At 38.1% G+C, this 13,513-nt stretch carries 12 protein-coding genes; 5 read left to right on the forward strand and 7 right to left on the reverse strand.

The window, feature by feature from the left end:
- Positions 1-25: 25 nt before the first annotated feature.
- Positions 26-1,471 carry a Fe-S cluster assembly protein SufB gene (gene sufB / locus P0077_RS07680; RefSeq protein WP_215913352.1) on the reverse strand — a complete coding sequence of 482 codons (1,446 nt, stop codon included), beginning with the start codon at positions 1,469-1,471 and terminating at the stop codon, positions 26-28.
- A 62-nt stretch (positions 1,472-1,533) separates the two neighbouring features.
- Positions 1,534-1,863 carry a HesB/IscA family protein gene (locus P0077_RS07685; protein WP_194525232.1) on the reverse strand — a complete coding sequence of 110 codons (330 nt, stop codon included), beginning with the start codon at positions 1,861-1,863 and terminating at the stop codon, positions 1,534-1,536.
- 337 nt (positions 1,864-2,200) lie between these two features.
- Here P0077_RS07685 and P0077_RS07690 point away from each other — a divergent pair, with 337 nt between their 5' ends.
- From P0077_RS07690 to P0077_RS07700, 3 genes are all read left to right on the forward strand, one after another.
- On the forward strand, positions 2,201-3,079 hold the full coding sequence (locus tag P0077_RS07690) for a glycosyltransferase family protein (protein WP_276168538.1): 879 nt from the start codon (positions 2,201-2,203) through the stop codon (positions 3,077-3,079).
- A 94-nt stretch (positions 3,080-3,173) separates the two neighbouring features.
- Entirely contained in the window at positions 3,174-4,223 is a 1,050-nt protein-coding gene (gene thiL / locus P0077_RS07695) for a thiamine-phosphate kinase (protein WP_276168539.1), read from the forward strand.
- A gap of 11 nt (positions 4,224-4,234) precedes the next feature.
- Positions 4,235-5,260 (forward strand): alpha/beta fold hydrolase, encoded by a 1,026-nt coding sequence (locus tag P0077_RS07700; RefSeq protein WP_276168540.1) that lies wholly within the window; start codon positions 4,235-4,237, stop codon positions 5,258-5,260.
- Positions 5,261-5,469: 209 nt separating this feature from the next.
- On the opposite strand, the gene P0077_RS20980 is transcribed toward P0077_RS07700, so the two are convergent.
- On the reverse strand, positions 5,470-5,688 hold the full coding sequence (locus tag P0077_RS20980; protein WP_038236978.1) for a DUF1660 family phage protein: 219 nt from the start codon (positions 5,686-5,688) through the stop codon (positions 5,470-5,472).
- A gap of 10 nt (positions 5,689-5,698) precedes the next feature.
- The gene (locus P0077_RS07710; protein ID WP_276168541.1) at positions 5,699-5,821 is read right to left on the reverse strand and encodes a hypothetical protein; all 123 of its coding nucleotides are present in this window, start codon (positions 5,819-5,821) and stop codon (positions 5,699-5,701) included.
- A 245-nt stretch (positions 5,822-6,066) separates the two neighbouring features.
- Between P0077_RS07710 and brnQ the strand changes: the two genes are divergently transcribed.
- On the forward strand, positions 6,067-7,353 hold the full coding sequence (brnQ, locus tag P0077_RS07715; RefSeq protein ID WP_276168542.1) for a branched-chain amino acid transport system II carrier protein: 1,287 nt from the start codon (positions 6,067-6,069) through the stop codon (positions 7,351-7,353).
- 50 nt (positions 7,354-7,403) lie between these two features.
- Here the strand turns inward: brnQ and P0077_RS07720 are convergent, their stop codons facing one another.
- Positions 7,404-8,696, reverse strand: coding sequence for an aminopeptidase P family protein (locus P0077_RS07720; RefSeq protein ID WP_276168543.1), 1,293 nt, complete (start codon positions 8,694-8,696; stop codon positions 7,404-7,406).
- Positions 8,697-9,075: 379 nt separating this feature from the next.
- Here P0077_RS07720 and P0077_RS07725 point away from each other — a divergent pair, with 379 nt between their 5' ends.
- Positions 9,076-11,964, forward strand: a complete 2,889-nt coding sequence (locus tag P0077_RS07725) for a VPS10 domain-containing protein (RefSeq protein WP_276168544.1) — start codon at positions 9,076-9,078, stop codon at positions 11,962-11,964.
- A gap of 365 nt (positions 11,965-12,329) precedes the next feature.
- Here the strand turns inward: P0077_RS07725 and P0077_RS07730 are convergent, their stop codons facing one another.
- Together P0077_RS07730 and P0077_RS07735 are read right to left on the reverse strand one after the other, a co-directional pair.
- Positions 12,330-12,875: a type 1 glutamine amidotransferase domain-containing protein gene (locus P0077_RS07730; protein ID WP_276168545.1), complete on the reverse strand. Its 546-nt coding sequence runs from the start codon at positions 12,873-12,875 to the stop codon at positions 12,330-12,332.
- 94 nt (positions 12,876-12,969) lie between these two features.
- The gene (locus P0077_RS07735) at positions 12,970-13,440 is read right to left on the reverse strand and encodes a very short patch repair endonuclease (RefSeq protein ID WP_194525241.1); all 471 of its coding nucleotides are present in this window, start codon (positions 13,438-13,440) and stop codon (positions 12,970-12,972) included.
- Positions 13,441-13,513: the final 73 nt, after the last annotated feature.

The following is a 13,513-nucleotide window of genomic DNA, read 5'->3' on the forward strand; positions in this document are numbered from 1 at the left end:
TAACTATACTGCATTTGGCCAAGTACTATCCTACCGACCCTTCTAAACTAATTTCCAATAATTTTTGAGCCTCCACGGCAAATTCCATAGGTAATTTGTTCAGAACTTCTTTACTGAATCCGTTTACGATCAAAGCAATGGCTTTTTCAGTATCAATACCTCTTTGGTTACAATAAAAAATTTGGTCTTCACCAATTTTACTGGTAGTTGCCTCATGCTCTATTTGAGCACTTTTATTCTTTGCTTCTATATACGGAAATGTATGGGCACCACATTCGTTACCCATTAAGAGTGAATCACACTGAGAAAAGTTACGCGCATTCTCTGCGCGACTATTTACCTGCACAAGGCCTCTATAACTATTTTGTGATTTTCCTGCGGAAATACCTTTAGATATAATGGTACTACGCGTGTTTTTACCCAAGTGCACCATTTTGGTGCCGGTATCCGCTTGCTGATAGTTGTTTGTTACCGCAATAGAATAAAACTCCCCAATAGAATTGTCTCCCTTTAAAATACAGGAAGGATATTTCCAAGTTACAGCAGAACCAGTTTCTACCTGCGTCCAAGAAATTTTAGCGTTTTTCTCGCACAAACCCCTTTTAGTAACGAAGTTATACACTCCACCTTTACCCTCTTTATTACCAGGGAACCAATTTTGTACCGTTGAGTATTTTATCTCGGCATCGTCTAACGCAATCAATTCTACAACCGCAGCATGCAACTGGTTTTCATCTCTGGATGGGGCTGTACAGCCTTCCAAATAGCTTACATAACTATCTTCATCTGCAATTACCAGCGTTCTTTCAAACTGACCTGTACCTGCTTGATTGATCCTGAAGTAAGTTGACAACTCCATTGGGCAACGCACCCCTTTTGGAATGTAGCAGAAACTACCATCTGAAAAGACCGCAGAATTTAAAGCCGCATAAAAGTTGTCTTTCTGTGGAACCACAGATCCTAAATACTTCTTAACCAATTCAGGATGTTCTTTTATTGCTTCGGAAATTGAGCAAAAAATGATTCCTTTTTCAGCCAAAGTCTTTTGGAAAGTTGTTGCTACAGAAACCGAATCCATAACAATATCAACCGCAACATTTTGCAATTTCTTTTGCTCGTCTACGGAAATACCCAATTTCTTGTACATCTCCAACAGCTCTGGATCTACGTCGTCTAGCGTTTTATTTGGGTCCGCTTTTACCGGTGCGGAATAATAACTGATCGCTTGAAAATCCGGCTTGGTGTAATGTACATTTGCCCATTCCGGTTCCTCCATCTCTTTCCAAATTTTGAAGGCTTCCAAGCGCCAAAGGGTCATCCATTCAGGCTCTTCCTTCTTTTTGGAAATGGCGATGACGATTTCCTCATTTAACCCATTCGGGAAAGTATCAGACTTAATATCCGTATAGAAACCGTACTCGTACTCCTTAGTTTCGAGTTCCTTTTTTAGTTCTTCTTCTGTATATGCCATTTTTTCCTTTTATACCAATTACACTAAGGCAATTGAATAATTAGTTTCTTAATTGTTCCCGTTTACAACGAGAAACTCTCTCCACACCCACAGGTGCGTTGTGCATTTGGGTTGTTAAAAACAAAACCCTTTCCGTTCAGTCCGCCAGAATATTCTAAAGTTGTCCCTACCAAATAGAGAAAACTTTTTTTATCTACAATAATGCGCACATCGTTATCTTCAAAAACCTTATCGGTTTCATCCATTTTTTTGTCAAAATCGAGTTCATACGATAGGCCGCTACACCCACCACTCTTGACACCTACGCGAACAAAGTCCTTAGAGGCATCAAATCCTCCCTCGGTCATTAAGTCAATCACTTTCTTTTTCGCAGTCTCAGATACTTGAATCATAAGCATTTGGATTTAATCTAAATAGTTCACAAATATACGGCATTAGTAGGGTTTTACCATAAGAACTAACATTATTATAACGTATATTCAAATAAGGTTTTTCTATCTTAATTTGAAACAGCTCGTTTAACTCAGTGCAAACCATTAGCAGTCAGTTTTTCGTTAACAATATTGCGACCACTGCACTCACATTTTGCAAACCAAATATCTCATCACAACTATTGCTACCCTTTCACCAAAATGAAAAGAGAATACTATCGTTGTAACACAAATAAAAATTTAAAAAAACAATGTTAAAGTATTTTAATATTTTTAGAAAAATTTACATCAATTTCCAATGAAAATATCAGGGGTTTCTTTCGTTAAAAATGCCGTTCGTTTTGAATATCCGGTAATAGAATCTATAAAATCCATTTTACCGCTATGTGACGAATTTATAATAGCTATTGGCAAATGTGATGATGGCACATTAGAATTGATTCAGAGTATCAACGATGAAAAAATAAAAATCGTTGAAACGGAATGGGATGATAGCTTAAGAGAGGGAGGCAAAGTTTTAGCGGCTGAAACGAATAAAGCATTAAAACACATTTCAACAGATTCAGATTGGGCATTTTATATTCAAGCTGATGAAGTTATTCATGAGAACTGCTTGACCCCAATTAAGAGAGCAATGTTGGAATCTAAAGATAATAAAAACGTAGACGGCCTACTCTTTAAATATCTTCATTTTTATGGTTCGTTCGATTACATTGGAGCTTCTTCCAATTGGTATTCACATGAAATAAGAGTCATTAAAAATAACGCTAATATCTATTCCTATAAAGATGCACAAGGATTTAGAAAAAATGACAACGAAAAGCTTAACGTAAAATCTATAGATGCTTTTGTATACCATTATGGCTGGGTAAGAGAACCTGAGGCCATGCAAAGAAAACAATCAAATTTTGGTTCGCTCTACAGAGGTAAAAAAGAACTAGAAAAAGCGAAAACAGCCCCCAAAAAATATATCTACGAAAATAGTATACATAAAATAGCTCCTTTCAAAGGCAGTCATCCTAAAATTATCATACCACGGATAGAAATGAAAAACTGGACATTTGACTACGAAATTTCCATGAGCCGCATAAGCCTTAAGGATCGTTCTAAAAAAATATTAAAAAAATACTTTGGCATAGATACCTATTACAAAAACTACAAAATAGTTAAAAGGTAACTGTATTCCCTTAATGAAAGGTTTAATAATATTAACTGCTATTTTCCACTCCTTAAACGATTTGATATAAATTTATACTTCTTACTTTTGCAAAATGCTAGAAGATAAAAATCAAGAACGTACATCTTTGGAAAAATTAGGTGAGTTTGGACTCATTGACCATTTGACCAAAAATTTTGAAATAAAACAGAAGTCGACCTTTAGAAGTATCGGTGACGATGCTGCTGTATTTGACCATAAGGAAAAAACGGTTTTAACAACAGACCTACTTATAGAAGGCGTACATTTTGACCTCAGCTACATGCCCTTAAAACATTTGGGCTATAAAGCGGTAATGGTCAACCTATCCGATGTGTACGCCATGAACGCCACGGCTACTCAAATCACGGTGTCATTAGCCGTTTCTAACCGTTTTCCACTTGAAGCGCTAGAAGAACTCTATGCAGGTATTGCCCTTGCGGCAAAGGTTTTTAATGTAGATTTAATTGGAGGAGATACTACTTCATCCACCTCGGGAATGCTTATTAGCATTACTGCAATTGGAGAGGCAAAAGAAGAAAAAATCACGTATCGTGATGGAGCCAAACCAAACGACCTTTTGGTGGTTAGTGGCGACTTGGGTGCCGCCTATATGGGGTTGCAAGTCCTAGACCGCGAAAAAGAGGTTTTTAAGGTAAACCCAAATAACCAACCGGACCTTTCACCGTACTCCTATATTGTAGAACGACAATTAAAGCCAGAGGCGCGCAAAGATATTGTTCAACTTTTGAAAGACCTAGAAGTGCAGCCTACCGCCATGATCGATATTAGTGATGGACTTTCATCTGAAATTCTTCATATCTGCAAAAATAGCAAGGTTGGGTGCAACCTCTTTGAAGACAAAATTCCGTTAGACCCCACTGTAATTTCTGCATGCGAGGAATTTAATATTGATAGCACTATGGTAGCCTTAAGCGGTGGGGAAGACTATGAACTTCTCTTTACTGTTTCTCAAGACGATTTTGACAAAATTAAAGGTAATCCTAGCCTAACCGTTATTGGCCATATGACGGATGAAAGTGAAGGAGCCCATCTTGTAACCCGTGCAAACACCAAAATAGAATTAACCGCTCAAGGTTGGAATTCTTTTAAGTCCAACGACTAAGCTTTCTTTTTATGAAACAGCATACGAGAGTTAGGAAACTAATTTCGCAATTTTCCGTACTTGCAATAGTATTCTTTCTCTTCTATGCATGCGCCTCCGTTCCCAAGCTCTCCAGTGAAACAGAAAGTATGATTACCGAGGTTATGCATGAACCCATACCTGAGATTGTAACGGGCAAAACTGGTTATGCTATTTCTGACGGCTGGAAGCTTTGGTACGAAAGCATTCCGGCAAAAAAAAACAAAAAAGGCACCGTAATTTTGGTGATGGGCGCTGCAAATGATGCCTTGAGCTGGCCGCCTAGTTTCATTACTAATTTTACTGATTCCGGTTACGAAGTTGTGCGATTTGACCATAGAGGCACGGGGCTGACGGAGCGCTTAAAAAAGACAGATAAAGACTATACTTTAGCACAGATGGCCAACGACCACATTACAATTCTTGATACTCTTAAAGTAGAGAAAGCACATATTGTTGGAGTTTCAATGGGAGGGATGATCGCACAAATAAGCGCCATAGAAAATGAGGACAGGTTTAGCAGCCTTACGTCTATTATGTCTTCTGCCGATCTTTTTGATTCAACCTTGCCAATGCCGTCGCCTGATGTTTTATCTCAAATGATAAGCGCGGTAATCAAATACGGTATTTTTGGCGGTAAAAAAAGCCAGGTAAAGCTTCAATTTGTGCATAAAAAGATTTTAATGGGCGATGCAACAGGCGATATTTCCATAAAACCACTTGCAGAGGCAGCTCTTTATAACCTAACGAAGCGTGATGGATATCATTATACCGCTGGCCGGCAGCATCAAAAAGCTATAGAAGCAGCAAAACCTAGATATGGTGCCCTTTCAAAATTAAAATTACCTGTACTTGTAATTCATGGAAAACAAGATCCCGTTATTCCCATTGAACATGGAAAAAAAATGGCTTCTATTATTCCAGAGGTAGATAGCTTATGGATTGACAATATGGGCCATGATTTACCCGATGCAAAAATAGACCTCATCAGTACTAAAATTTTGAAAACGATAGAATAAAAAAAACATCCCAACAACCTAAAAATAAGATATTTACTACCGTTTTTACCAAGTTTTTAAACAAAAAATTCCCGAAAATAAAGGACATACCTAACTTATACTGTTGTGGGGCGAACGACAGTGGAGAACGAGGCTGTTTCCTAAATTTCCGGAAATAAGTTTAAAATTCCGAGGGTTTTACGGCTCAGAATTTCGGTGCCAAAGCATAGTTAGGCGGCATGCTCTGCTGCCCTATGTCTTTTCTGAAATATATTTTCTAAGGTTTTATTGATATCCTGCAGTTCTGGGGTAAGTGTTGAAAGATTTCCACTTACGTCTGTTGTCACTTGTTTTCCACAATGGATACATTTGTACTCTTTAATGTGGAGGGTCACTTTTTTTGACACCGTGTAGTGATGCCCGAATAAACTGCAAAAAAACTTCTTCATGGTTGTAGGTTTAAAAACGCATCATCGGTCCTTGGGAAACCGCTTCTGCAAAAATTTGGGTCTGATCGTTTAAGTGTTTTTTAAGGCACTCTTTTACTTGAACGCCATCATATCTTTTTTTATTGGATGCCATTCTCTCAATGTGCCGTTTTTTCGATGAAATACATTTTATTCGATGAACAACACTTTATAATCGGCCTTTTCTACATTTGTTATCAGGTGAATTTACGGTATCTTACGGCGATTTTAGTAGTTTCCAAAAAACATGAAGGTTTAATTTTGTAGTTCATCGATATCGATGAATAACCTCCCATTTTTTCGATGAAGCGTAAACCTTAATAAAATCTACAGAAATGATCTTCAATATAACTCATATCAATGTTTGTCATAAATAAGGAAACCAAAGAGGTCCTAGTTACTGCATTTGCACTGTTCTCATTATTCTTTGGTGCCGGCAATCTTATATTACCTCCACTGCTGGGTAATAAGTCCGGTGAATTGTGGTGGCTCGTTGCTTTGGGTTTTTGTGCTTCCGCTGTACTTATTCCTATAATGGGTATTATGGCACACGCCAAACTGCAGGGCACCATATTCGACTTTGGCAAGAAAGTCTCTCCTACTTTTGGACTTATTTATTCTTTACTCATTTACATTATTTCTATTAGTCTGCCCTCTCCAAGAACGGCTGCTGTAACGCACGAAATGGCTATCCAACCGTTTTTTGACTCGCCGCCCCTTCTAACCAGTATTATATATTTCTCGCTGGTTTTTGTATTTGTTATCAATCGGTCAAAAATTTTGGATATTCTTGGCAAGCTTCTGACCCCTGCCATTATTCTTATTTTATTCCTTATTATAGGTACAGCTATTTTTTCGTATGATTTTGTTTTCAACGAGACGGTATTTCCAAATCCATTTTCTGATGGTATCCTTGAAGGGTATCAGACCTTTGACGCCATTGGAGCCGTAGTTGTAGGCGGTGTAATTATTGTATCCATCAATCTAAAGAAAAAGAATGCTTCTTACGATGAAAAGAAAAGGTTGATCAGGCGTTCAGGTAGGTTGGCCGGTCTAAGCCTGTTTCTTATCTACGCCGGACTTATTGTTACCGGGGCACTTATGCAAGGTGAATTTAGTGCAGACGTTTCACGAACAGCTTTATTGAGTGGAATCAGCTTAAAGACTTTGGGTGGTACCGCCAATCTGTTTCTGAGTATTTTGGTAAGTCTTGCCTGTTTTACCACTGCCGTGGGAATAGTTACAGGAACTGCAGATTTTATAAAATATAGATTTCATGATTCACAGCCCGTATATCTAGCAACAGCTATATTGGGTTGTGTTTTAGGAATTTTGATGGGACAATTTAATGTAGGATATATTATTGCCGTGGCCTTACCGGCACTTATGTTTATCTACCCCATTACTATTGTACTTATTCTTTTAAATATAGTGCCGAATAAATTCGCTTCCGAAAAAGTATTCAGAGCAGTGGTGATAACCACCATTATTTTTAGCGTTCCTGATTTTCTGGGAAGTATTGGACTTACAGAAACTATTTCCAAAGTCCAGTTTTTTATTCCATTAAGTCCTTATAGTCTAGGATGGGTATTACCAGCAGGGGTCGTTTTTGTTGCAGCAAATCTCTTGCAAAAAAAGCAATCATAAACGACCCCGACGGGTATTACTTTAATATAAAAAATGAAAGCTTGATCAATTTACTTATTCATCAACTCTTCAATCTCATCAACTTCAATAGGAATATTGGCCATTAAATTAAAGGGCTCTCCTTTTTCTTGGATGACCACATCATCTTCTATACGGATACCCATTTTTTCTTCAGGGATATAAATACCAGGTTCAACTGTGAAAACCATATTCGCTTCCATTGGTTTTTTCAGTTCCCCGTAGTCGTGGGTGTTCAATCCTATATGGTGACTAGTTCCGTGCATGAAATACTTTTTGTACGCTGGCCAGTCTTTGTTTTCATTCCGAACGTCAACCTTATCCAATAGACCTAAACCTAAAAGCTCTGAAGTCATAAGTTTACCACATTCTACATGATAATCTGCCCAAATTGTACCAGGCACCAACATTTTTGTTGCTTCATTTTTTACTCTAAGAACGGCTTCATAAACCTCTTTCTGTCGTGGTGTAAATTTTCCGTTTACAGGAATGGTTCGCGTTAAATCAGATGAGTAGTTGGCATATTCAGCGGCAGTATCCATCAAAATTAAATCCCCACTTTTACACTGTTGATTGTTTTCAACATAATGTAATACGTTGGCATTGTTTCCGGAAGCAATGATAGGCGTATATGCGAACCCTTTAGAACGGTTGCGAATGAACTCATGCAAAAGTTCTGCTTCGATCTCATACTCCCAAACTCCCGGTTTGGTAAAATCAAGAACACGTCTAAAACCTTTATCCGTAATATTACAGGCCGTCTGCATCAAATCGATTTCTTCTGGCTCTTTCACTCCACGGATCTTTTGTAGTATAGGGTTGCTCTTTGCAACTCGGTGCGCAGGAAATTTTTGTTTGCAATCTATTATAAAACGATCTTCCCTCGTTTGGGTCTCTACCGCCTGTCTATAATGCTCATTTGTGTTGAAATATACGGTTTCGGCCTCCGTCATCAAATCAAAAAATACCTTATCAAAATCCTGTAACCAATAAATGGTTTCAATACCCGACACTTCGGTTGCTTTCTCTTTGGTCAATTTCTCACCTTCCCAAACGGCTATATGTGCATTTGTTTCTCTTACGAATAAGATTTCACGATGTTTTTCAGCTACGGCATCAGGAAATAAAATCAGCATAGTTTCTTCCTGGTCCGCGCCGCTTAAATAAAAAAGGTCTCTATGCTGTTCAAAAGGCAAAGTGCTATCCGCACCAATAGGGTAAATATCGTTGGAATTGAAGACGGCTATGCTATTTGGCAGCATTTCCGCCATAAATTTCTTTCTATTTTTTATAAATAGACTACTCTTTATTTGCTCGTACTTCATATCAATTTTGAATTTTATCAAAATTAATGATTTACAACTACCCGCAAATGGTAAGACCCCAAAGGTTTGTTAAAACCTTTGGGGTCCATAATTAAAGTTGGTTATGTTACTTGTTCAATTGTCCGAACCTGTTTAAACTGAGAACGAACCTTATATTATATAGAGTAGCACAGGATAAATCTTATACTTTGAACTTTAACACTTGAATAAATTAACAAAATTTTAAGCTAGGACACAATAGAAACTACGATTTTTAACTGTTTTCTCGTTAACTGTTAGTATATCAGGGTTTACTTGTAAGTATAATCTGTACTTTACGGTTGTAAGACTGCATTTTAATCCAGTTTTGTCTACTTTCATCTTAAAGAAAATCTATTTTATGAAATTTTCCATCGCTGCCTTATTCCTCTTTTTGGGCTCACAAATGTTTGCACAAATTACGCCTACATCCGCAGAAAAGATTTCAAAAGCTCTTCTTCTAAAGGAACAGATGACGTCCACATCCTTGGTAAAAAATATACCATTACAGAATATTGGACCCACCGTTATGAGCGGAAGAGTTGTGGACCTAGATGTCAACCCAGATAATCCCATAGAATTCTATGCTGCTTATGCCAGTGGTGGACTATGGTACACCAATAATAATGGAACATCTTTTACCCCGGTAATGGACAATTCTGAAACGCAAAACATTGGTGATATTGCCGTGCATTGGAAAACGCATACAATTTGGGTAGGGACAGGCGAAAACAATGCCTCAAGGTCTTCTTATGCGGGTATCGGAATTTTAAAATCTACGGACCGCGGTAAAACGTGGCAGCATATGGGTTTGAACGATTCGCATCACATTGGTCGCATTCTTATTAACAATAAAAATCCAAATGAAGTTGTAATTGGGGTTACCGGACATCTATATTCCGCAAATACTGAACGAGGGATTTACAAAACCTCAGATGGTGGCAAAACATGGAAAAAAACACTGTTTGTGAGCAATACAGCGGGAATAATCGATATAGCTAAAACTCCAAATAACTTCAATATTTTATACGCTTCTGCTTGGGAAAAGGATAGAAAAGCATGGGATTTTCTTGGGAATGGAAATGATTCAAATATTTATAAAAGTACGGATGGAGGAACTTCATGGGAGAAAATTTCTACGGATGCCAGTGGCTTTCCTACTGATTACGGTGTTGGTCGTATAGGGCTAGCGGTTTACGATGAAAATACGGTTTATGCCCTTCTTGACAATCAGAACCACCGTGAGAAAACCGAAGATTCAGATAAAAAAAGTGAGGAATTATCTAAAGAAGATTTTAAATCAATGTCCGAGTCGGAGTTTCTAAAACTAGATGACAAGAAGCTTAATGCCTTTCTTAAAACCAATAATTTTCAGGAAAAATACCGTGCGGAAAATGTGAAGCAAATGATTCGCAGCGGTGTAGCAAAACCCGCAGATATTACTACGTATTTGGAGAATGCGAACACTTCTCTTTTTGATACGCCAGTAATTGGCGCCGAAGTGTATCGTAGCGATGATGGTGGCAAAACCTGGAAAAAACAAAATGAGGATTATATTGACGGATTACTATATAGCTACGGCTACTATTTTGGAGAAATACGGGTAGACCCTAATTATATAAATAAAATATATTTGGGAGGTGTGCCCATTATAAAATCCGTTGATGGGGGTAAAACCTACACCTCTATCAATGGAAAGAACGTACATGCCGATCACCATGCGCTATGGGTGAACCCTCAAAAGCCTGGCCACTTAATTAACGGTAATGATGGCGGAGTGAACATTTCTTATGACGATGGTGCAAATTGGATTAAAAACAACTCACCCTCCGTTGGGCAGTTTTATGCAATAAACGTGGACAACCAAGAGCCCTATCATGTGTACGGAGGCCTTCAGGACAATGGTGTTTGGGAAGGTCCACATAATGCGAAAGAAGATTCACAATGGCATCAAACCGGAGAATATCCTTGGAAATCCCTTATGGGAGGTGACGGCATGCAGATAGCGACTGATAGTCGCAACCATACTACTGTATATACCGGATATCAATTTGGCAATTACTATCGTATTAACAAAAATAACGGCAAGCGATACTACATTCAGCCAAAACATGAATTAGGGGAAGTGCCTTACCGCTTTAACTGGCAAACCCCAATTCTCTTATCACCCCATAACCAAGATATTCTTTATTTAGGGGGAAACAAACTACACCGATCCATGAACCAAGGTGATGATTGGGAAACTATTTCACCAGATCTGACCCATGGTGGCAAAAAAGGTAACGTAGCATACGGTACGCTCACAACCCTTTCGGAATCACCTTTTTCCTTTGGATTGCTTTATGCAGGTAGTGATGACGGACTCATACACATCTCAAAAGATAGTGGAACCAATTGGGACAACATTTCAAAAAATATAGATTTATCTCAGTTTTCGAACCTTAAGAACTCACAGAACGGCCCTAATCTTTGGGTGAGCCGTATTGTAGCTTCCAAACACAAAAGAGAAAGGGTATACGTTAGCTTAAACGGATACCGCTGGGATGATTTTACGCCTTATATTTTTAAAAGCGAAGATTATGGAAAGACATGGACGACCATTTCTTCTGGAATTCCTGATTCGCCCGTAAATGTAATTATCGAAGATCCCGAGAACGAAAACCTCCTCTTCGTCGGCACCGATAACGGACTCTACACTTCTTTTGATCAAGGCAATTCTTGGGAAGTTTTCCAAAATGGAATGCCCAATGTTGCCGTTCATGATTTAGTAATTCAACCGGAAGCCAAACACCTGTTAATTGGCACTCACGGACGAAGTATTTATAAGGCTGATATTTCGACCTTACAAAAAATGACATCGGAACTACTTGCTAAAGATGTACATGTTTTTAAACTAGATGACATAAAACACTCCGATAACTGGGGAAACGCTACCAACACTTGGTCTAAACCGAATACACCTGGGCTTGACATCACTTTCTATAGTTCTAAAGAGCAGAAATTTACGGCGGAAATTCGTACCTCCGAAGGTATTATAGTAAGTGAAACATCGGTTAATGCTGATAAAGGACTAAATATTCTTTCTTATGATCTAGCTTTTACGAAAGAGGGGAAAGCATCGTATTTAAAAAAGAATAAACAGAAACTTGACGTTGCAAAAGACGAGAAAACCTATTTGCCGAAAGGTGAATATACAGTACAGCTGAAGGTCAATAAAAACCATTCAGAAGCTACCTTCATCATTGATTAGGCATTGACAACTTGGGTATAAAACAAAATAGAGCCCCGAAATCGGGGCTCTATTTTTAAGTAGGTTTTTTTGATTTTCCCAGTGGGGACCGGTATTTTTTATAAGCTCTGTAGGTTAAGTAGCGGACTTGGGATTCGTTACTTGTTTCGGTTAAGTTCTAGAGTTGATTTGGGGTCATTGCTATCACTTAATTACACTGTAAACTTACGGCGGTTTTCCTGCTCTCCTAAATTATTGTTGTGAACTAAGGCAAGTCTGTTGTGAAAAATACAAACGGTTCATTTCATCGATGAAAGACACTGTTTCACAACAAAAAGCCCTTGTAAAAACAAGGGCTTTCAAATTAAATATTAGGCATTATATTCTTAAGCGTGCTGTTCTTCATGCTTACCTTCTTTAATTTCTTCAACTAACTTAGAGTTAAAGGCCGGTAAATCATTAGGATTTCTACTGGTTACAAAACCTTGGTCTACTACAACCTCTTCATCTACCCACTGCGCTCCGGCATTGACTACATCGTCTTTAATAGAGTTAAAGCTTGTCATTTTACGCCCTTTTACAACGTCAGCGCTAATTAGTGTCCATGCCGCATGACATATGGCCGCTACTGGCTTTTCTTGCTTAAAGAAATCTCTAACAAAGGTCAATACCTTTTCTTCTCTTCTTAGCTTATCAGGATTGATTACCCCACCTGGTAACATCAATGCATTATAATCATCGGCAGTTACCTCATTAATGGTCTTATCTACTTTATAGGAATTGGACCAATTGCCATCTGCCCATCCTTTAATTTCTCCTGATTCTAAACTTACTATATCTACCTGAAAGCCTTCCTTTTCCATAGCTTCCTTAGGAGATTTTAATTCACTTTCTTCAAATCCATTTGTAGCTAAAATTGCTATCCTCTTCATATATGTTGTATTTTAAATGATTATTAATTTATTTCACTTGCAATATAACCTCAACATACAGAACTCCTTGACGGTAAACCTGATGATTTTTGCTCTATCCATAAGCTTCTAAATGTTCAATTACTTCTGCCAAACATCTATCTAATTCTTTCTTCACTTCGGTCTCCCAAAAACGAAATACCTTATACCCTAAACGTTCTAATTCGGCATTGACTTCTTCATCGCGCTGCATGTTCCTTTCTATTTTAGCAATCCAGAATTCGCGGTTAGTCTTCACCTTGGGTTTTCTTTCTTCCCAATTGTGGCCGTGCCAATATTCGCCATCTATAAATATGACTGTCTTGTACTTTTTTAATGCGATATCAGGCTTACCGATCAGTTTTTTATAATCAATGCGATACCTATAACCTGCGGCATAGAGTGCTTTTCTAAAAGCCAGTTCAGGCTTGGTGTTCTTTCCCCTTATTTTGCTCATGATTTTAGAACGCTTTGGGGTCGTGTAGAAACCCGATTCTTCATTGAACCGAGGGACTTTAATTCGTTCTTTGGAATATGCTTTGGACATACTTTAAAATAACAAAAAATCCCAAACTCCATAAATAGGAGTTTGGGATTTTCTATATCTAAAAGAGTGCGGT

Origin of the sequence: Zobellia alginiliquefaciens (genome assembly GCF_029323795.1) — a bacterium.
GTDB lineage: Bacteria > Bacteroidota > Bacteroidia > Flavobacteriales > Flavobacteriaceae > Zobellia > Zobellia alginiliquefaciens.

What these genes read in the sequence shown, in the direction of transcription:
- sufB (WP_215913352.1), bottom strand. Translation starts at nt 1,471, where the DNA reads ATGGCATATACAGAAGAAGAACTAAAAAAGGAACTCGAAACTAAGGAG.
- P0077_RS07685 (WP_194525232.1), bottom strand. Translation starts at nt 1,863, where the DNA reads ATGATTCAAGTATCTGAGACTGCGAAAAAGAAAGTGATTGACTTAATG.
- P0077_RS07690 (WP_276168538.1), top strand. Translation starts at nt 2,201, where the DNA reads ATGAAAATATCAGGGGTTTCTTTCGTTAAAAATGCCGTTCGTTTTGAA.
- thiL (WP_276168539.1), top strand. Translation starts at nt 3,174, where the DNA reads ATGCTAGAAGATAAAAATCAAGAACGTACATCTTTGGAAAAATTAGGT.
- P0077_RS07700 (WP_276168540.1), top strand. Translation starts at nt 4,235, where the DNA reads ATGAAACAGCATACGAGAGTTAGGAAACTAATTTCGCAATTTTCCGTA.
- P0077_RS20980 (WP_038236978.1), bottom strand. Translation starts at nt 5,688, where the DNA reads ATGAAGAAGTTTTTTTGCAGTTTATTCGGGCATCACTACACGGTGTCA.
- P0077_RS07710 (WP_276168541.1), bottom strand. Translation starts at nt 5,821, where the DNA reads ATGGCATCCAATAAAAAAAGATATGATGGCGTTCAAGTAAAAGAGTGC.
- brnQ (WP_276168542.1), top strand. Translation starts at nt 6,067, where the DNA reads ATGTTTGTCATAAATAAGGAAACCAAAGAGGTCCTAGTTACTGCATTT.
- P0077_RS07720 (WP_276168543.1), bottom strand. Translation starts at nt 8,696, where the DNA reads ATGAAGTACGAGCAAATAAAGAGTAGTCTATTTATAAAAAATAGAAAG.
- P0077_RS07725 (WP_276168544.1), top strand. Translation starts at nt 9,076, where the DNA reads ATGAAATTTTCCATCGCTGCCTTATTCCTCTTTTTGGGCTCACAAATG.
- P0077_RS07730 (WP_276168545.1), bottom strand. Translation starts at nt 12,875, where the DNA reads ATGAAGAGGATAGCAATTTTAGCTACAAATGGATTTGAAGAAAGTGAA.
- P0077_RS07735 (WP_194525241.1), bottom strand. Translation starts at nt 13,440, where the DNA reads ATGTCCAAAGCATATTCCAAAGAACGAATTAAAGTCCCTCGGTTCAAT.